Source organism: Mesorhizobium sp. B2-4-19, assembly GCF_006441315.1.
Lineage (GTDB): Bacteria > Pseudomonadota > Alphaproteobacteria > Rhizobiales > Rhizobiaceae > Mesorhizobium.
Genome location: NZ_VFUV01000004.1, coordinates 71,493 through 88,334 on the forward strand (window position 1 = coordinate 71,493; position 16,842 = coordinate 88,334).

Consider the following 16,842-nt stretch of genomic DNA (forward strand, 5'->3'; position numbering starts at 1 on the left):
GTTACTGCCCCAGCCGTTCGAGCAGAATGGGGACATGCACCTGGTCGGATTTGTAGTTGCCGGTCAGCATATACATCATGATGTTGACGCCGGCGCGCAGCGCATAGATGCGCTGCATCGGGTCGGCCGGCACCGTCGGCAGCAACGGGTCGCCATTCTCGTCGACCGCCCAGGCGCCGGCGAAATCATTGGCGGTGATCATGATCGGCGAGACACCATCGCCGGTGCGCACCGGCCGGTTGTCGGCGTTGCTGGCGTCGAGCGATGCCTCCACCCAGAGCGGGCTGCCGGCGAAGCGGCCAGGGAACTCCGGCAGGATGAAGAAGGACTTGGTCAGCACGTGGTCCGACGGCACCGGCTCCAGCGGCGGCACGTTGAGGTTGCCGAGGATGTCGCGCAGCCGCTCTGTCGCCGGGCTGGTCGAATCGGCGCCGATGCCGTTGGCGAACTGGTCGCGCGTGTCGAACAGCACCGTGCCGCCCTGTTGCATATAGGCGTCGACACGGGCGATCGCGGCCTGGCTCGGCATGGGGGCGGCCGGATCGATCGGCCAGTAGATCAGCGGATAGAAGGACAGTTCGTCCTTGGCAATGTCGACGCCGGCCGGCGCGCCGGGCTCCAGCGCGGTCTTCTCTATCAGGAAGCGGGTCAGGCCCTCGAGGCCGGCACGGCTGATCGAATCGTCGCCCGGCACGCCGGTCAGCACATAGGCGATGCGGGTTTTCGAAATCGCCGTGATGGCCGCCTCGTCGCGCGGCTTGGCATCGTCGGCGCGGGCGAAATCGGCATGGCCGAACAATGCGCCAAGTGCGATCAGGATCGCGGCGGTGGTGGCCACAGCGCCGGCACGGCGCCGCCGGCGCGAGAACAGCCCGCCCATCCAGAACACCGCCAGCGTGTCGAGCAGCATCAGCACCAGGGCGGCGGTGACCAGAGAACCTTTCAGGTTGCGGGATTCATCGAAGGCGTACTGGATTGATGTGACCGGAACCGTGAGTTGCGGGCGCGCCAGCGGCACGAAGGCGCTTGCGGCATCGAGCAGATTGTGGGCGAAGACGCCGGTTTCCGAGCCGTAGAGGCCGGGCGGGTTCTCCAAGGTCACCCGCGCGCCGGCGCTCGGCACCAGCGGCCGTGCATCCGGCGTCGGCGGCACCAGCGAGCCGTCGGCCGCGATCATGCGGTAGGGTGCCAGCGATGTGGCGGCGGCTTCGGCATTGGCGATCGCCGCGCCCTGGTTGCGCGACAACTGCACGATGCGACGCAGCATCTCGACGAAGCTGCCCGAGATCGGCAGGTTCGACCATGTCGCCTCGGGCGTAACGTGGAACAGCACCAGCGTGCCCTTGCCTTTCTTCAGCCCGGTGACCAGCGGCGTGCCGTCGGCAAGGGCCGCCCAGGTTCGCTCGACGATATCGGGTGTCGGTTCGGCCAGCACCTGCCTGCTCACGGTGACTTCGGTGGGCGGTGCCAGGTCGGCGAAGGGACCGGCCTTGGGAAATTCGGTGACCGGCTGCGGCGAGGTCCAGGACAGCGCGCCGCCCAGCGAACGCTCGCCGGTGCGCAGGCGGACCGGCAGCAGATCGTCGTCATTGCCTGCGGCGGCCAGCCGCGAGCCGGCGAAACGCACCAGCGTGCCGCCATTGTCGACCCAGTCGACCAATCGCTGCCGGACCTGCGCCGGAATGGTGCCGATGTCGGCCATGATGATCATCGCCGGCTTCTGGTCGAGGATCTGCGGGATGGCGTCGGCGAGATCGGCGCTGGAGGGTTCGACCAGATCGGCGAAGGGCTGCAGTGCGCGCCTGATGTAGTAGAGCGGTGACAGAAGCGGCTGCGCCTGGTCGGCCTCGGCCTGCGATAACAGCCCGACGCGGCGGCGCTTGGAGCTTTCGTCGAGCACGCGCACCGCACCCGCCTGGCGTTCGCCGTCGAGGGCGATCGAGGCGAAGTCGTTGCGCAGCTCGAACGGCACCGTCATGGTGCCGGTGGCGGTGGCTTCGCCGGGCGCGAAGGTCAGCGTCGCATCGGCGATGCGGCGGCCCTTGTCGTCGAAGGCGCCGGCGGTGACCTGCGCCGGTGCCGGGTCACCCGGCGCGCGGATGGCGGTGAGCGCAAAACCGTCGACCTGGTTGTCGGCGGCGGTGAGGCCGGTCAGCGAAAGCCGATCGGCCGTTGCCCAAACCACGCGTGCCGCATTCTTCGACAACAGCGTGTTGAAGGCGGCCTCGTCGCCCTTGGCGGCGAGGCCGTCGGCCAGCACGGCGACGCTGGTACCGGGCAAGGTCTCCAGCACGCCGGCGACGCGGGCATAGACGGCGGGCCGGTCGGTCGGGATCGGCCGCGGCTTGGCGGCGCGCAGCCGGTCGAGCGCGGCGGCGGCATCGAAGGGGCCGATCTCCGCATTGGCCTTTTCGGCGGTAAACGCGATGATGACCGGCACGCCGTTCGAGCCGGCATCCTTGATCAGCCGCTCGGCGGTGGCGACGCGCTTGTTCCAGTCGGCGGCACTCGCCCAGTCATTGTCGATGACCAGCGCAAGGGCCGCACCCTCGGCCGGCAGTTTTTCGCGTGGGTTGAAGACCGGTTCGGCCAGGGCCGCGACGATGAGGCCCGCCATCAGCAGCCTGAGCAGCGTCAGCCACCAAGGGCTTTGATGCGGCGTCTCCTCCCGCTTCAAGACGCGCGCCAGGATTTTCAGCGGCGGGAAGATCTCGGCCTGCGGCTTGGGCGGCGTCAGCCTGAGCAGCCACCAGATCACCGGCAGCGCCAGCAGGCCCCACAGCACCATGGGCGCGCCAAAGGAGAGCGGCAGCCAGCTCATGCGACCGCCTTTCCAGGCTGACCGGTACGACCGCTACCGGCATAGCCGCCATCGGCCGTCATTGCCATGTGCAGGCGCACCAGCGCGTCGGACGCCAGCCGATCGGTGTGGTTGACGGTAAAGCTCCAGCCGAGCCGCTTGCACCATCCGGCCAGCTCCTGGCGGCGGGCGGTATAGAGCAGGCGGTATTCGTCGCCGAGCATTTCAGCGCGTCCGGCGGTCAGCTTTTCGCCTGTCTCGGGGTCGGTGAATTCGGTGCGGCCGGCATAGGGGAAGGTTTCCTCGGCCGGGTCGGCAACTTCGATCAGATGGGCGCGCACGCCGTGGCGGGCGAGCACGTCGAGCCATTCCATCGTCTCCTCGACCGGATCGAGGAAATCGCTGGCGATGACGATGTCGCAGAAGCGCCTGATGTCGGCGAGGTCAGGCTTTGCCGGCAAGTCGCCGGCATGCATCAGCTGGGCGGCGATGCGCTCGGCGCCATTGCGGGCGGTGAACGGATCGGTCAGGCCCGGCCAGGCGATGCGTTCGCCGCTGCGCGACAACAATTCGGCCATGGCCAGCGCCAGCACCAGCGCGCGCGACTGCTTGGAGACGCTGGCGCCGATCGATTTGTAGAGCATGGACGGCGAGGGGTCGGCCCACAGCCATACCGTATGGGCGGCTTCCCATTCGCGGTCGCGCACATAGGTGTGGTCGTCGCGCGCCGAGCGACGCCAGTCGATACGCGAGGAATCGCCCTCGACATAGGGCCGGAACTGCCAGAAATTCTCGCCGATGCCGCGCTTGCGGCGGCCATGCCAGCCGGCGATCACGGTGTTGACGATGCGGCGTGCCTCGACCAGCAGGTCGGGTACCAGCGAAGCCCGCAACCGGCCACGGGCGAGTGCGTCGCGCGTCGCTGCCGGAGCCTGGACCTCGCCGATGCGCGCCATCAAATCCCTTTCACAAGCTTCGCCACCACGTCGCGCACGCTGGTGCCTTCGGCACGGGCGGCGAAGGTCAGCGCCATGCGGTGCTGCAGCACCGGCTCGGCCATCGCCCGCACATCGTCGACCGAGGGCGCCAGGCGCCCGTCATAGAGCGCACGCGCCCTCGTGCACAGCATCAGCGCCTGGCTGGCGCGCGGGCCGGGGCCCCAGGCGACATGCTTGTCGGTATCGGCATTGCCCTGGCCTGGACGGGCCGAGCGCACCAGAGTGAGGATCGCCTCGACGACGCTTTCAGGCACCGGCATGCGGCGGATCAGCGTCTGGATTTCCTTCAATCGAGCCGGCTGCAGCACGTTCTGCGCTTTGGCATCCTCGATGCCGGTGGTTTCCAGGAGGATGCGGCGCTCGGCCTCGATTTCGGGATAGAGGATGTCGACCTGCATCAGGAAGCGGTCGAGCTGGGCTTCCGGCAGCGGATAGGTGCCTTCCTGCTCCAGCGGGTTCTGGGTCGCCAGCACATGGAACGGTGCGGGCAGGTCATAGCGGGCGCCGGCGATGGTGACGTGGTATTCCTGCATGGCCTGCAACAGCGCCGACTGGGTGCGCGGCGAGGCGCGGTTGATCTCGTCGGCCATCAGCAACTGGGCGAAGATCGGCCCGGGGATGAAGCGGAAGGAGCGCTTGCCGGTCTCGTCCTGCTCCATCACCTCGGAGCCGAGTATGTCGGACGGCATCAGGTCGGGCGTGAACTGGATGCGGCGCGAATCGAGGCCGAGCACGATTCCCAGCGTTTCGACCAGCTTGGTCTTGGCAAGGCCGGGAACGCCGACCAGCAGCGCATGGCCACCGGCCAGCAGCGCGACAAGCGTGCGCTCCACGACATTCTCCTGGCCGAAGATCACCCGGCCGACCCCGTCGCGGATCCTGGAAATGTCTGCCAGTGCCTTTTCGGCCTCGGCGATCATGTCCGTTTCGCTGATCGGGCTTTCCTTGACCATCACGCTCATTCGGCTCGATCCCTTCGGTTGGAAATACCGGCCCGCACCATATCATAGGTTGCCGCGATTCGGCCTCGCGTAGCGCCTATGGTCGAACTTAAATCACAGACTTAGGCTGACAAGCGGAACAACAGTGACTATTTCGTGACGATGACGGAACACGACGAACATCGCCAACAAAGCCTTACGCAGGCAACCGAGGCGCGCGGCCTGGAAGCGCTGATCTCGCGCGCGGCGCGTGCCGGCAAGGGCGCGGCGCCCGTCGAGCGCTGGAATCCCGACTTTTGCGGCGATCTCGACATGGAGATCAAGGCCGACGGCACCTGGTTTTATCTCGGCACGCCGATCGGTCGCATGCCGCTGGTGCAGCTCTTTTCCTCCGTGCTGCGCAAGGACGCGGATGGCAGGACCTATCTGGTGACGCCTGTGGAAAAGGTCGGCATCCGCGTCGCCGATGCGCCGTTCATCGCCGTCGAAATGGATGTTTCGGGCAGTGGCGACGAACAGATCATCACCTTCCGTACCAATGTCGGCGACGTGGTCGAGGCCGGACCGGAACGGCCGCTGCGTTTCGTCGACGAGAACGAGACCGGGGGCCTGAAGCCCTATGTGCTGGTGCGCGGCAGGCTGGAAGCGCTGGTGGGGCGGCCTGTCATGTACGAGCTGGTCGGACATGGCGAGGAGATCGAGATCGGCGGCAAGGCGATGTTTGCCGTGCGCTCGAAGGGCGCGGTGTTTCCGATCATGCCGGCGGACCAGTTGAAGCGGCTGAGCGCATGATGGACCGCGTGTCACTGATGCCGTTTTCGTCGGCGGATTTTCGCGCGCGCTTCGCCGCGCAGCCGGAGGCGCATGCCGGCGACGACTATGGCGACCATCGCTTCAATCCGGGTCATCCGCGCCTTAACCAGGGCAAGGCGCTGCGCAATGCGGCAGTGCTGATCCCGGTGGTCGATCATGAAGACGAGGCGACTGTTTTGCTGACCAAACGGGCCGAAAAGCTGCGCAACCATTCGGGGCAGGTGGCCTTTCCCGGCGGCGCCATCGATGCGACCGATGCCAGCCCGGAGGCGGCGGCGCTGCGCGAGACCTTCGAGGAGATCGGCCTTGACCAGGACCGCATCGAGATCATCGGCCGCATGCCCGACTATGTCGCCGGCAGCGGCTACCGCATCGCTCCCGTGCTGGGCATCGTGCGGCCCGGCTTCCAACTGGCCTTGAATGCCGACGAAGTCGATGCCGCCTTCGAAGTGCCGCTGCGCTTCCTGATGGACCCGGTGAATCACAAGCGTGACAGCCGCATGTGGAACGATCTCGAATGGTTCTTCTACGACATGCCGTATGGCGACCAGCGTATCTGGGGCGTCACCGCCGGCATCATCCGCACGCTCTATGAAAGGCTCTATGCGTGAGTGTTTCGATCGCGGGCAGGGCCGACTGGCTCGCCGACAAGCATTTGCAGCGCCTGCTTGCCACCCTGGCTGAAGGCGGCGAAGAGGCGCGTGTCGCCGGCGGCGCCGTGCGCAACACGCTGATGGGCCAGCCGGTCGCCGATGTCGACATCGCCACCACCTGTCTGCCGCAGGAAATCATCCGTCGCGCCGAGACGGAGGGTTTCAAGCCGGTGCCGACCGGCATCGAGCACGGCACCATCACGGTGGTCGCCGGCGGCAAGCCCTATGAAATCACCACTTTGCGCGCCGATGTCGAGACCGACGGCCGCCGCGCCAAGGTGTCGTTCGGGCGCGACTGGAAACTCGATGCCGAGCGGCGCGACTTCACCATCAACGCCCTCTACGCCGACGCGGATGGCTCCATCGTCGACCTGGTCGGCGGCATCGCCGATATCGAGGCGCGGCGGCTGCGCTTCATCGGTGATGCGGAGGCGCGGATTCGTGAGGATTATCTGCGCATCCTGCGCTTCTTCCGCTTCTTCGCCTGGTATGGCGAGGGCCGGCCGGATGCCGAGGGGCTGAAGGCCTGCGCCCGGCTGAAGGAAGGCCTGGCCCAGCTTTCGGCGGAGCGCGTCTGGTCCGAGTTGAAGAAACTGCTTTCGGCGCCTGATCCGTCGCGGGCGCTGCTGTGGATGCGGCAGGCCGGCGTCTTGACCGCCGCGCTGCCGGAAAGCGAGAAATGGGGCATCGACGCCATCCACGGGCTGACCAAGGCCGAGAAGGATCTGGGCTGGGCGGCCGATCCGATGCTGCGGCTGGAGGCGATCGTGCCGCCGGATGCCGCGCGCATGAAGACGCTGGCCGAGCGGCTGAGGTTTTCGACCGCGGAAGCGGACCGTTTGCGCCACTGGGCGCTCTCGACGGCCGTCGACCCGAAGACGACCGAGGGCGAACTGGCGAAAAGGCTCTATCGCGGCGACCGGCAAGGGGTTGTCGACCGCCTGCGGCTATCGCTTGCCGGAGCCCGGGTGCGTGCTGTCGAGGACAATAACGCGCTGGTTGAAGCCGGCGGCTTTTCGCGCCTGCTGGGCTTCGCACTCAAATGGGAAAAACCGGTGTTTCCCCTGAAAGGCGCCGATCTGACGGCGCTCGGCGCCACGCCAGGGCCGAAACTGGGCGAAATCCTCAAGAACCTCGAAACGGAATGGATCGAGGCGGGATTTGCCGCCGATCGCGGCACGCTGCTGGACCGCGCCGCGAAGGCGCTTGAAACTTAGAGCTAGCCCGGACCACCGTGCCGATCAAAAGGCGAGGCGACGATTTGACTGGGCGAAACGTCGCTCTCCTACCTGATCGCCATGGGAGCCAGGGCGCGCGAAAGGCTCGCCTCGCCCTTGCCGTAGACCGAGGCCCTGTAGTTGACCAGCGTGTCGGTACGAGCCGTGTTGAGCAGATCGTTGGTAATCTGGGTCGCCGTGGCCGTGGTGAACTTGCTGCCGATGATCGCCGCATATCCTGAAATGATCGGCGCGGCGAAGGAGGTGCCATAAAGCCCTGTCTTGCTTCCATCGACACCAACCACGAGGAAGTGGCTTTGCACCAGCGCATTGGAGCCGGCGGTATTGGAATACCAGGCAAGCTGGGCCTTGCTGGACGTCGTGCCGTTGGTGGACAGCGCGCCGACGAAGATTGCGGATGGTTTTCCGATCAGGGCAAGGTCGAGATAGTCCTGCTGGCCGTTCGTGATCCCGCCCACGGCGACCGAATCGTTGCCCGCGGCCTTCGAAACAACAGCCGTCCCCCTGGTGGCGTAGGAGATGATGGAGGCTTCCTCCGGGGCCCAGCCGATCTGGTTCGAGCTGTAGCCCGCCTTGGCGTACATGCCGTAGCTCAGATTGAGCACGTTCAGGCCGGGCGCCAGGCCGACGGCCGAACCGGTTGAGAAGTCCTTCGACCTGATGGTCGCCAAAGGCGCGATCATGCCGGCTTCCTCTCGCGTCCATTCACCGTGGCGCTGGGTTTGAACCCCAACACCGAAATTGCCGGAGAAGCGCGATGTGCTGGAGAAATCGTCGACGATCGTCATCGTGACGCCCTTGCCCTTGTATCCCGCGGCCCAAGCCGCGCCAATTTCGGGGCTCATCCACCGCTGCACTGCTTGCGTGCCCGCGACCGGGATCGTTGCGCTCACGCATGTGGACAGGCCGCCGCCGTGGCACAGCGCGGCCATCTCGTCCGCATTGACCGCCTCCTGTGCCGACGCCATCGGCGCCGACAGGATGGCGAGAGCTGTGGCGATACCGAATTTCAAGCAACTCCCTGACATGCTGTTACTCCGTTCAAACAAGAACCAAGACGGGTGATCGCGAGTTTCGGGGCGAGATGATTTTCATTTGCATCCTCCCGGCGATCAGAAAGTTACACGGTAATTCAGCCAGATGTGCTGGCTCTCCGGTTTAGCGTTAACCAGATATTTCAAGGTTTCCTCAGGCGCCATCCGGCTGGCCGCGAGCCGGCAATTGACGCTGTAGGTGCCAAAATCGCCGTAGTCGGCTTCACAGGACTTTTCGGTAAGCTTGCCGCCGACGGTCGTGGTGAGCGAAAGGGAAAGAGTGCTGTTCGGGTTCGGATGCATCTGGGTGAGGAACCCAAGCTTGAGGCTGGGCTCGATCCGATACTTCGCGCCCTCTTCGCCGGTCCCAAAGCCCCAAAGGATGCCGGCATCCTCCGTGATCTGGGTGAGCAGGTCCACATGCATGTCGACCCAGTTTGCCCGGTACCATTGGTTGAACGAGACAAAGGTCCCGTTCTGCAGTTCGTAGCCGCCATTGCCAAGGCTCCTCGCGCGATCGCTGAGCGGCGAGCCCTGATGTATGTCGACCAACGATGTCGTCATGTCCTGGGCGGCAGCCGGGGACGCCCCGATGAGCGCGCACAGCAGGAGCGCCATCGCTCAGAACCTCACTCGACTGCCGGACTTTTCGCGCATGCGCGAAACACCTCGCCCCACTGATTCCGGATCAGTGCCTAATGGCGACGGGCTCCTCTGGCAGCCCACTGTGGCCGGATTATCCTCGGGACAGTGGCATGGGTTAGGTTACCGCGTGGTTTATTTTAGCTGATGCAAATATGATTTTTTGACCCTGCTAGGTCCGGCTCCGAGGCGCCCGCGGCGGCGCCCCGATCTCGAAGCGCCAACGCGGCTCATTGCTGACACCGGCGAAAGCAGGCCGGGCGAAGCCTAGGCGGCGTCGCGCACCTTTTCTATGCGCGAGCGGATCGCCTCGATCATGGTTTCGCGGATTGTCGTCTCGCCATGTGTCTCGCGCATATGCTCGACGGCACGGCGCATCACTTCGGCTTCCTCGTCGGCACGGGTGTGCCAGTCACAGCCAGGAACAAGCGAGCCGCAGTGGAATTGCTTCATCGGATTTCTCCTTTTCCTCCAGGGAGCCGGTCGAGGCTCCGCGACATTTTTTTGGTCCACGGTCCATTCACGGACGTGGCGGGGCGAGAGCTATAACACGGGAGGGGCTATCCGGTTGCATCAAAGCATCGTGCACCGCCCGCCCTGTCTCCTCGACTTGAGGCGATTCCAAAATGGAATTGCTCCGGCTGTCCTACGGCCAGCGCACCTCCGGCGGCAGGCTCGACAGGATCGAGGCGACATTGCCGCCGGTCTTCAGGCCGAAAATGGTGCCGCGATCGTGAAGCAGGTTGAACTCGACATAGCGGCCGCGGCGGATGAGCTGTTCGTCGCGGTCGCCGTCCGTCCAGTTCTCGTTGAAATTGGCGCGCACGAGGTGGCCGTAGACGACGAGGAAGGAGCGTCCGACGTCCTGGACGAAGTTGAAGTCGGCGTTCCAACCGCCTCTGTCCTCGCCAGAATGCAGCCAGTCGAAGAAAATGCCGCCAACGCCGCGCGGCTCGTTGCGGTGGGGCAGGAAGAAATACTCGTCGCACCAGGCCTTGAATTTCGGGTGGTCGGCGACGGCGGCGTTCTTTTCGCAAGCGAACTGCATGGCGCGGTGGAAGGCGACAGTGTCGGGGTCGTCCTGGGTACGGCGGCGGTCGAGCACCGGCGTCAGATCGGCGCCGCCGCCAAACCATTGCCTCGAGGTGACGACCATGCGCGTGTTCATGTGCACGGCCGGAACGTTGGGATTCCAGGGGTGCGCGATCAGCGAAATGCCGGAGGCCCAGAAGCGCGGGTCCTCCTCGGCGCCGGGCATCTGCTTCCTGAATTCGGGCGAGAACTCGCCGTAGACGGTCGAGGTGTGGACGCCGACCTTCTCGAAGACGCGGCCATGCATCATCGACATGGTGCCGCCGCCACCCTTGCCCTGGTCACGCTCCCACGGCGTCTTTTCGAAACGGCCCGGCGACCATGAGGCGAGGGGGCCCTGGAGATCCTGCTCGATCTGCTCGAAAGCGCCGCAGATGCGTTCGCGCAGCGCCTCGAACCACAGGCGCGCCTTCATCTTCTTCTCTTCAATGTCGGCGGGCAGGCCAGCGGGTATTTCAGGTCGTTCCAAAGTGCCGTCTCCGGTTGCGGGGTGGCCCGCCCCTACAAATGACTCGTCTTTTGCCGGCGCGATCCCTAATCTCTTAGGGGACAGGGTCAAGTCACTTTGCTTTTGCGCATGATCCTTTCCGAAATTCGGATTCCGATTTTTTGGGGCATGCGCCAGGTGCAGGGAGTTGTTTGGTGCGCACCCCGGCAAGACCGCCGCTGGATGGCCTGAAGAAAAGGCTCGATCAGAGCCGGACTGAGCGCGCACGCATGCCGCGCGACGGTTTTCTGCGCGAGACCTTCGTCCTGCCGCGCTCCGATGCGCGGCTCAAGGCCAAGGAATGGTTCGAGCGCTTTCCCAAGCAAGCCTACTGGACCGAGATCGAAAGTTGGTTCGAACGCCCGGGCGATGTGATCGAATTCACCATCAGGCGGTTGCCGGCGGCGGATTAGGGTCCGACCAACAGCCTCCGCGGGCCCGCTCCCTCATTTGCCAGCCGGTCGCCCTTGTTCCTGAGCGGGCATTTGTCGATCGACATGCAGCCGCAGCCGATGCAGTCGGTCAGCCCGTCGCGCAGTTTCTTCAACTGGTCGATCTTGTGGTCAAGCGCGTCGCGCCAGGCGGTCGACAGCAATCCCCAGTCGTCGCGCGTCGGCGTGCGGCCTTCGGGCAGCGACGCCAGGGCTTCGCCGATTTCGGCGAGCGAGATGCCGACCTCCTGCGCGACCTTGATGATTGCCACCCGCCGCAGCACGTCGCGGCCGTAACGCCGTTGGTTGCCTGACGTGCGGTGGCTGCGGATCAGCCCGCGCGCTTCATAAAAATGCAGTGCCGACACCGCCACGCCGCTGCGCATGGCCACCTGGCCGACCGTCAATTCCGATGCTGGAGCCATTTCCGATTTTCCGCTTGACCTCAAGTTAAGTTGAGCTTGTAGCGAGGAAACGTTGATTGGGCAAATGACAGGAGAAGGCGATGTGCGCCTGGGTGAGAATGGCCGGAGAAACCGCTGTCGTCGGCGACGGCAGGGCTGTCGATGGGCCGCCGGTCCTATCCGAGCTGCCGGACGGCTTCGCCCGCCACCATGGCGACGGACAGCGCGACGTTGATGCTGCGCGCGCTGCCCTGCATGGGGATGGTCAGCCGCGCATCCGCCGCCTGATGGACAGGATCCGGCACGCCCGCGGATTCGCGGCCGAACAGAAGGATGTCGCCGTCGGCAAAGCTGAAGCTGGTATAGGGGGTCGCAGCTTTGGTCGACAGAAGCACCAGCCTGCTCCCGTGATTCATGCGCCAGTCCTCGAAGGCGTTCCAGTCGACATGCCGGGTCAGGGCAGCCATTTCGAGGTAGTCCATGCCGGCGCGCTTGAGCGCCTTGTCGGAAAGCGGAAAGCCGGCCGGCTCGATGATGTCGACGCCAAGGCCGAGACAAGCGGCGAAGCGCAGGATTGTCCCGGTATTGCCGGCAATGTCCGGCTGGTAGAGCGCGATGCGGAGACAACGGTTCATTTCCGCATCCTTCTAATAAGTGGCAGATCGGCCACAGGAGCTTCCCGGTTTTGGAAATTACTGGACCTGCGGGTGGCCATTTTCTGCGAAGTCGGGTATGTCAGTCGCATTGTCAACCCGAACCGATGGAGGGGACACTCATGATGACCATGCACATCCAGCGCCCCTCTCGTGGGCTTGTACGCCTGCCGGCGGCTTCGGTACGACGATTCACCTGACTCTCTAAGACTTGATCGCACCGATTCCCGCCGAAACGATTTTTCGGCTCTCGAAGGAATCCTGCGATGTTTTTCAAAAAGTCAAAAGGGCTGAACGCCCCAGCTGAACATGTCCAGACCGACGCTTGTCGTGTCCGGACCGATGCCGAGCGTCGGTTGCGGACCGAGGCAATCCGCGTGTCCGGCCGAATGCCGGCGGACGATGTTGCTTGGCCTTTTCATCTCTATTTTCACACGGAGGACGGACCGATGTTCGATCCCTACAGAATACCGGGCTCGAGGAGCCTGCATATCCACCGACTGCCGACCTGGGCACTGCTGATCGGCGAGACCTATTCGTCAGCGGTCCATGCCGAAGTCCGGCGCCGGCCGCATCGCGGCATGCTGCCGGATGTCGATTTCTCGCACGCTGTTCCGGATCCCAGCCGACCTTCGCTGGTGCGCCGGATCATCCGGCTGATCCGGCCGGGCGCGAAAATCCGGCTTGTCGACACCGCGTCGACGGGATCGGCGAGCGAGCCTGTCGGCGAAAAGCCCGCGAGCCCCTATATTGCGCGAAGCGGGGCCGACGGTCCGGACGATTCCGGACCGTCGGCCCTCGGCGCCACACGGTCCGAGGATTTCGTACGTTCACGCGCCGCATAAGCGGAAAACAGATTTTCACAGGCATGACCAATGTTGTTGTTTAGCTGGTTTGAAAGAAGGCTCGATCCGTTCCCCGCGGCGGAACCGGTCGAGCCGCCCAAGACGCTGGTAGCCTTCTGCCTGCATTATACGCGCGGCGCCTGGCCCTATATCCTTGTCGACGCGGTGCTGGTGGCGGCCATCGCCATCGCGGAAGTCTGGATGTTCGGCTTCCTCGGCCGCATCGTCGACTGGCTGTCGGGGCAGAATCGCGAAACCTTCCTGCAAACGGAAGGCTGGAAGCTTGCCGGAATGGCCTTCATCGTGCTGTTCGCACTGCCGGGCACGGTATGGGTGCATTCGCTGCTCAACCAGCAGACGCTGATGGGCAACTATCCGATGCGCATCCGTTGGCAGGTGCACCGCTACCTGCTCAACCAGTCGATGAGCTTCTACCAGGACGAGTTCGCCGGCCGCATCGCCACCAAGCTGATGCAGACCGCGCTCGCCGTGCGCGAATGTGTCATCAAGGTGATCGACGTGCTCAACTACGTCATCGTCTATTTCCTGGGCATGCTGTTGATCGTCGGCTCCGCCGACTGGCGGCTGGCCGCGCCTCTGGCGGTCTGGCTGGTCGGCTACGTGCTGTTGCTGCGCTACTTCATTCCCCGGCTGGGCAAGGTCGGCGAGGAGCAGGCCAATGCGCGCTCGGTCATGACCGGCCGCGTCGTTGACAGCTACTCCAACATCCAGACAGTCAAGCTGTTCAGTCATGCCAAGCGCGAGGCGACCTTCGCCAGGGAAGGCATGATGGGCTTCCTCGACACGGTCTACCGGTCGATGCGGCTGGTGACGGTGCTTTTCGGCACACTCTACATTCTGAACGCCCTGCTGCTGTTCTCGGTCACCGCCATCTCGCTGTGGCTGTGGATGGGGCAAGTGGTGACGATCGGCGCGGTCGCCGTGGTCATAGGCCTGGTGCTGCGGATGTGGGGCATGTCGCAATGGATCATGTGGGAGATGTCGGGCCTGTTCGAGAACATCGGCACCGTGCAGGACGGCATCGCCTCGATCTCGCTGCCGCGCCTCGTCGAGGACAGGCCGGATGCGAAGGAGATCGCCGTTTCCAGGGGCGAGATCCGCTTCGAGGATATCCGCTTCCATTATGGCAAGCAGAAAGGCGTGATCGAAAACCTGTCGTTGACGGTGAAGCCGGGCGAGAAGGTCGGCATTGTCGGCCGCTCGGGCGCCGGCAAGTCGACACTGGTCAATCTGCTGTTGCGCTTCTACGATCTGGAAAGCGGCGAGATCCTGATCGACGGCCAGGAGATCGCCGGCGTGAAGCAGGATTCACTGCGCGCCCAGATCGGCATGGTCACGCAGGACACCTCGCTGCTGCATCGTTCGGTGCGCGAGAACATCCTCTACGGCCGGCCCGATGCTTCGGACGAGATGCTTGTCGAGGCGGCGCGGCGGGCCGAGGCACTGGACTTCATTGGCGGGCTCGCGGATCACAAGGGCCGCAAGGGGTTCGACGCCTATGTCGGTGACCGCGGCGTCAAATTGTCCGGCGGCCAGCGGCAACGCATCGCCATTGCTCGCGTTATGTTGAAGGATGCGCCTATACTTATCCTTGACGAGGCGACGTCGGCTCTGGATTCCGAGGCGGAAGCGGCCATCCAGGAGAACCTCTACAAGCTCATGCAGGGCAAGACCGTCATCGCCATCGCCCATCGGCTGTCGACAATCGCGGCGATGGACAGGCTTGTGGTGATGGATCAGGGCTGTGTCATCGAGGAAGGTTCGCACGAGGAACTGGTCGCCAAGGGCGGGCTCTACGCGCAACTCTGGCAGCGCCAGTCGGGCGGGTTCCTGCTCGAGGACATACCGGCCGATGTCGCCAATGACGTGATCGCGAAGGGGCAAGCCGCAGAATGATGGCCGCCGCATGATGACAGCCATCTATCGCTGGTTCGAGAACTGGGTCTATCCGTTCAGGGAGCCGGCGAATCTTCGGCCGCCGTCGAGTGTCGGCGGCTTTCTGTGGCATTATGTCGGCCAGGCGAAGTTCGCCTTCTTCGCCATGCTGGTCATCGGCGGCATCGCGCCGCTGGTCGAGGCCGGCCTGTTCTACTTCGTCGGGCGGCTGGTCGACATACTCGACCAGCTTCCCGGCGGGCGCAGCTGGCACGCGCTGTGGGCCGCCGCCGGCCCCGAGCTGGTGTTCATGATCGCGGTCGTGCTGGTCGTCCGCACCATCGTCGTCGGCCTGTCGGCGCTGGTCGACGAGCAGACGATCACGCCCGGCTTCTACAATCTGGTGCGCTGGCAGGCGCACCGGCATGTGTCGCGCCAGTCCTACGCCTTCTTCCAGAACGATTTCGCCGGCCGCATCGCGACGAAAGTCTGGCAGGCGGGGCAAGCGACCGGCGACCTGATGGAGAGCTTCATCGAGGTCGTCTGGTTCATGGTCGTCTACACGGTGACGACGCTGGCGCTGGTCGCCGGACTGGATCTCAGACTGGCGGTGCTGGTGGTGATCTGGATTTCCGCCTTCGGCTGGCTGGCGAAACTTTATCTGCCGGCGATCCGCAAGCATGCCGAGGCGACAGCCGAGGCCGGCTCGATGATCAATGGCCGCATCGTCGATTCCTATTCCAACGTGCAGACGCTGAAACTGTTCGCGGCCGACGGCGACGACCGCTACATAAAGAGCGGTTTCGACATCTATCTCGACGCGTTGCGCCCTTTCACCCGACGGCTGACCGGCGTGCGCATGGCGCTGACGACGCTGTCGGGCATCATGATCACGGCGATCGGCTGTTTTGCCGTCTATCTCTGGGTCGAGGGCTCGATCACCGTCGGCGCGGTCGCCTTCACGCTGTCGCTGGTGCTGCGGCTCAACATGCTGCTTGGCCGGCTGATGATGCAGCTCAACAGCATTCTGCGCAATCTCGGCGTGCTGGAGAATTCCAAGGCGCTGATCTCGCAGCCGCTCGGGCTAGTCGATGCCCCCAATGCCAGGGAGCTTGTCGTTGCCGGCGGACGCATCGATGTGAAGGGCGTCGAGTTCCACTACGGCAAGGGGTTCGGCGTGCTGAACGGCATCGACCTTGTCGTCAAGCCCGGCGAAAAGGTGGGGCTGGTCGGGCCATCGGGTGCCGGCAAGACCACGCTCGCCAACCTGATCCTGCGGCTCTACGATCTGGAAGGCGGGTCGATCACTGTCGATGGCCAGAACGTAGGCAAAGTCACGCAGAATTCGCTGCGCGCCAATATCGGCGTCGTCAGCCAGGATACGGCGCTCTTCCACCGTTCGCTGCGCGACAACATCAAGCTCGGCATGCCGGATGCAACCGACGCCGAGGTGATCGCGGCAGCCAGGAAGGCCGAGGCGCATGACTTCATCCTCGGCCTGCGAGACAACCGGGACCGCGCCGGCTACGAGGCCTTTGTCGGCGAACGCGGCGTGAAACTGTCGGGCGGCCAGCGCCAGCGCGTGGCGATAGCCCGTGTCTTTCTGAAGGACGCGCCGATCCTGATCCTCGATGAGGCGACTTCGGCGCTCGATTCCGACATCGAGGCGGCGATCCAGGAGAATCTCGCCCGGCTGATGGAGAACAAGACGGTCATCGCCATCGCCCACCGGCTGTCGACCATCGCCGCGCTCGACCGTCTTGTTGTGCTGGACGGCGGCCGCATCGTCGAGCAAGGCACGCATGACGAACTGGTGGCGCTCGACGGGCTTTATGCGCGGCTGTGGAAGCGGCAGTCCGGCGGCTTCCTCTATCACGAGGAAAGCGTGCTCGAAGAGACGCGGCCGGCGGAGTAG

General features: G+C 64.7%; 16 protein-coding genes. 7 read left to right on the forward strand and 9 right to left on the reverse strand.

Annotated elements, in window-relative coordinates; genetic code table 11:
• Nucleotide 1: 1 nt before the first annotated feature.
• Genes FJ546_RS08815 through FJ546_RS08825 form a run of 3 tightly spaced genes read right to left on the reverse strand, consistent with a single transcriptional unit; the run spans nucleotide 2 to nucleotide 4,760 of the window.
• On the reverse strand, nucleotides 2–2,821 hold the full coding sequence (locus FJ546_RS08815; protein ID WP_140888981.1) for a DUF4159 domain-containing protein: 2,820 nt from the start codon (nucleotides 2,819–2,821) through the stop codon (nucleotides 2–4).
• Nucleotides 2,818–3,756, reverse strand: a complete 939-nt coding sequence (locus tag FJ546_RS08820; protein ID WP_140888982.1) for a DUF58 domain-containing protein — start codon at nucleotides 3,754–3,756, stop codon at nucleotides 2,818–2,820. Before FJ546_RS08820 ends, FJ546_RS08815 begins: the two co-directional genes overlap by 4 nt.
• Nucleotides 3,756–4,760: a MoxR family ATPase gene (locus FJ546_RS08825; RefSeq protein ID WP_140888983.1), complete on the reverse strand. Its 1,005-nt coding sequence runs from the start codon at nucleotides 4,758–4,760 to the stop codon at nucleotides 3,756–3,758. Before FJ546_RS08825 ends, FJ546_RS08820 begins: the two co-directional genes overlap by 1 nt.
• A gap of 141 nt (nucleotides 4,761–4,901) precedes the next feature.
• Here FJ546_RS08825 and FJ546_RS08830 point away from each other — a divergent pair, with 141 nt between their 5' ends.
• From FJ546_RS08830 to FJ546_RS08840, 3 genes are read left to right on the forward strand one after another with little or no spacing between them, the layout of a single operon-like run.
• Nucleotides 4,902–5,531 (forward strand): DUF1285 domain-containing protein, encoded by a 630-nt coding sequence (locus tag FJ546_RS08830; RefSeq protein ID WP_140889268.1) that lies wholly within the window; start codon nucleotides 4,902–4,904, stop codon nucleotides 5,529–5,531.
• Nucleotides 5,531–6,163 (forward strand): CoA pyrophosphatase, encoded by a 633-nt coding sequence (locus FJ546_RS08835; RefSeq protein WP_140888984.1) that lies wholly within the window; start codon nucleotides 5,531–5,533, stop codon nucleotides 6,161–6,163. Before FJ546_RS08830 ends, FJ546_RS08835 begins: the two co-directional genes overlap by 1 nt.
• Nucleotides 6,160–7,422, forward strand: a complete 1,263-nt coding sequence (locus FJ546_RS08840; RefSeq protein WP_140888985.1) for a CCA tRNA nucleotidyltransferase — start codon at nucleotides 6,160–6,162, stop codon at nucleotides 7,420–7,422. The genes FJ546_RS08835 and FJ546_RS08840 overlap by 4 nt, the downstream gene beginning before the upstream one ends.
• A 68-nt stretch (nucleotides 7,423–7,490) precedes the next feature.
• Here FJ546_RS08840 and FJ546_RS08845 read toward each other — a convergent pair whose 3' ends face one another.
• The 4 genes from FJ546_RS08845 to hemF form a co-directional block, all read right to left on the reverse strand.
• On the reverse strand, nucleotides 7,491–8,456 hold the full coding sequence (locus FJ546_RS08845; RefSeq protein ID WP_246686785.1) for a S8 family serine peptidase: 966 nt from the start codon (nucleotides 8,454–8,456) through the stop codon (nucleotides 7,491–7,493).
• 99 nt (nucleotides 8,457–8,555) lie between these two features.
• The gene (locus tag FJ546_RS08850; RefSeq protein WP_246686786.1) at nucleotides 8,556–9,095 is read right to left on the reverse strand and encodes a hypothetical protein; all 540 of its coding nucleotides are present in this window, start codon (nucleotides 9,093–9,095) and stop codon (nucleotides 8,556–8,558) included.
• 291 nt (nucleotides 9,096–9,386) lie between these two features.
• Nucleotides 9,387–9,572: a DUF1059 domain-containing protein gene (locus tag FJ546_RS08855; protein WP_140888987.1), complete on the reverse strand. Its 186-nt coding sequence runs from the start codon at nucleotides 9,570–9,572 to the stop codon at nucleotides 9,387–9,389.
• 193 nt (nucleotides 9,573–9,765) lie between these two features.
• Nucleotides 9,766–10,680 carry an oxygen-dependent coproporphyrinogen oxidase gene (gene hemF / locus FJ546_RS08860; RefSeq protein WP_095773515.1) on the reverse strand — a complete coding sequence of 305 codons (915 nt, stop codon included), beginning with the start codon at nucleotides 10,678–10,680 and terminating at the stop codon, nucleotides 9,766–9,768.
• A 173-nt stretch (nucleotides 10,681–10,853) separates the two neighbouring features.
• On the opposite strand from hemF, the gene FJ546_RS08865 reads away from it, so the two are divergent.
• Nucleotides 10,854–11,111: a hypothetical protein gene (locus tag FJ546_RS08865; protein WP_140888988.1), complete on the forward strand. Its 258-nt coding sequence runs from the start codon at nucleotides 10,854–10,856 to the stop codon at nucleotides 11,109–11,111.
• Here FJ546_RS08865 and soxR read toward each other — a convergent pair.
• The gene (gene soxR / locus FJ546_RS08870; RefSeq protein WP_140888989.1) at nucleotides 11,108–11,554 is read right to left on the reverse strand and encodes a redox-sensitive transcriptional activator SoxR; all 447 of its coding nucleotides are present in this window, start codon (nucleotides 11,552–11,554) and stop codon (nucleotides 11,108–11,110) included. The genes FJ546_RS08865 and soxR overlap by 4 nt on opposite strands.
• Nucleotides 11,555–11,709: 155 nt before the next feature.
• Nucleotides 11,710–12,168: a tRNA (cytidine(34)-2'-O)-methyltransferase gene (locus FJ546_RS08875; RefSeq protein ID WP_140888990.1), complete on the reverse strand. Its 459-nt coding sequence runs from the start codon at nucleotides 12,166–12,168 to the stop codon at nucleotides 11,710–11,712.
• Nucleotides 12,169–12,635: 467 nt separating this feature from the next.
• Between FJ546_RS08875 and FJ546_RS08880 the strand changes: the two genes are divergently transcribed.
• The 3 genes from FJ546_RS08880 to FJ546_RS08890 are packed head-to-tail and all read left to right on the forward strand — an operon-like array spanning nucleotide 12,636 to nucleotide 16,842.
• Nucleotides 12,636–13,031 carry a hypothetical protein gene (locus tag FJ546_RS08880; protein WP_140888991.1) on the forward strand — a complete coding sequence of 132 codons (396 nt, stop codon included), beginning with the start codon at nucleotides 12,636–12,638 and terminating at the stop codon, nucleotides 13,029–13,031.
• A 30-nt stretch (nucleotides 13,032–13,061) separates the two neighbouring features.
• The gene (locus FJ546_RS08885) at nucleotides 13,062–14,948 is read left to right on the forward strand and encodes an ABC transporter ATP-binding protein (protein WP_140888992.1); all 1,887 of its coding nucleotides are present in this window, start codon (nucleotides 13,062–13,064) and stop codon (nucleotides 14,946–14,948) included.
• Between the two features lie 10 nt (nucleotides 14,949–14,958).
• On the forward strand, nucleotides 14,959–16,842 hold the full coding sequence (locus FJ546_RS08890; RefSeq protein WP_140888993.1) for an ABC transporter ATP-binding protein: 1,884 nt from the start codon (nucleotides 14,959–14,961) through the stop codon (nucleotides 16,840–16,842).

Excerpts from the sequence above, each read along its gene's own strand:
- FJ546_RS08815 (WP_140888981.1), bottom strand. The coding sequence starts at position 2,821 with ATGAGCTGGCTGCCGCTCTCCTTTGGCGCGCCCATGGTGCTGTGGGGC.
- FJ546_RS08820 (WP_140888982.1), bottom strand. The coding sequence starts at position 3,756 with ATGGCGCGCATCGGCGAGGTCCAGGCTCCGGCAGCGACGCGCGACGCA.
- FJ546_RS08825 (WP_140888983.1), bottom strand. The coding sequence starts at position 4,760 with ATGAGCGTGATGGTCAAGGAAAGCCCGATCAGCGAAACGGACATGATC.
- FJ546_RS08830 (WP_140889268.1), top strand. The coding sequence starts at position 4,902 with ATGACGGAACACGACGAACATCGCCAACAAAGCCTTACGCAGGCAACC.
- FJ546_RS08835 (WP_140888984.1), top strand. The coding sequence starts at position 5,531 with ATGGACCGCGTGTCACTGATGCCGTTTTCGTCGGCGGATTTTCGCGCG.
- FJ546_RS08850 (WP_246686786.1), bottom strand. The coding sequence starts at position 9,095 with ATGGCGCTCCTGCTGTGCGCGCTCATCGGGGCGTCCCCGGCTGCCGCC.
- FJ546_RS08855 (WP_140888987.1), bottom strand. The coding sequence starts at position 9,572 with ATGAAGCAATTCCACTGCGGCTCGCTTGTTCCTGGCTGTGACTGGCAC.
- soxR (WP_140888989.1), bottom strand. The coding sequence starts at position 11,554 with ATGGCTCCAGCATCGGAATTGACGGTCGGCCAGGTGGCCATGCGCAGC.
- FJ546_RS08875 (WP_140888990.1), bottom strand. The coding sequence starts at position 12,168 with ATGAACCGTTGTCTCCGCATCGCGCTCTACCAGCCGGACATTGCCGGC.
- FJ546_RS08880 (WP_140888991.1), top strand. The coding sequence starts at position 12,636 with ATGTTCGATCCCTACAGAATACCGGGCTCGAGGAGCCTGCATATCCAC.
- FJ546_RS08885 (WP_140888992.1), top strand. The coding sequence starts at position 13,062 with ATGTTGTTGTTTAGCTGGTTTGAAAGAAGGCTCGATCCGTTCCCCGCG.
- FJ546_RS08890 (WP_140888993.1), top strand. The coding sequence starts at position 14,959 with ATGATGACAGCCATCTATCGCTGGTTCGAGAACTGGGTCTATCCGTTC.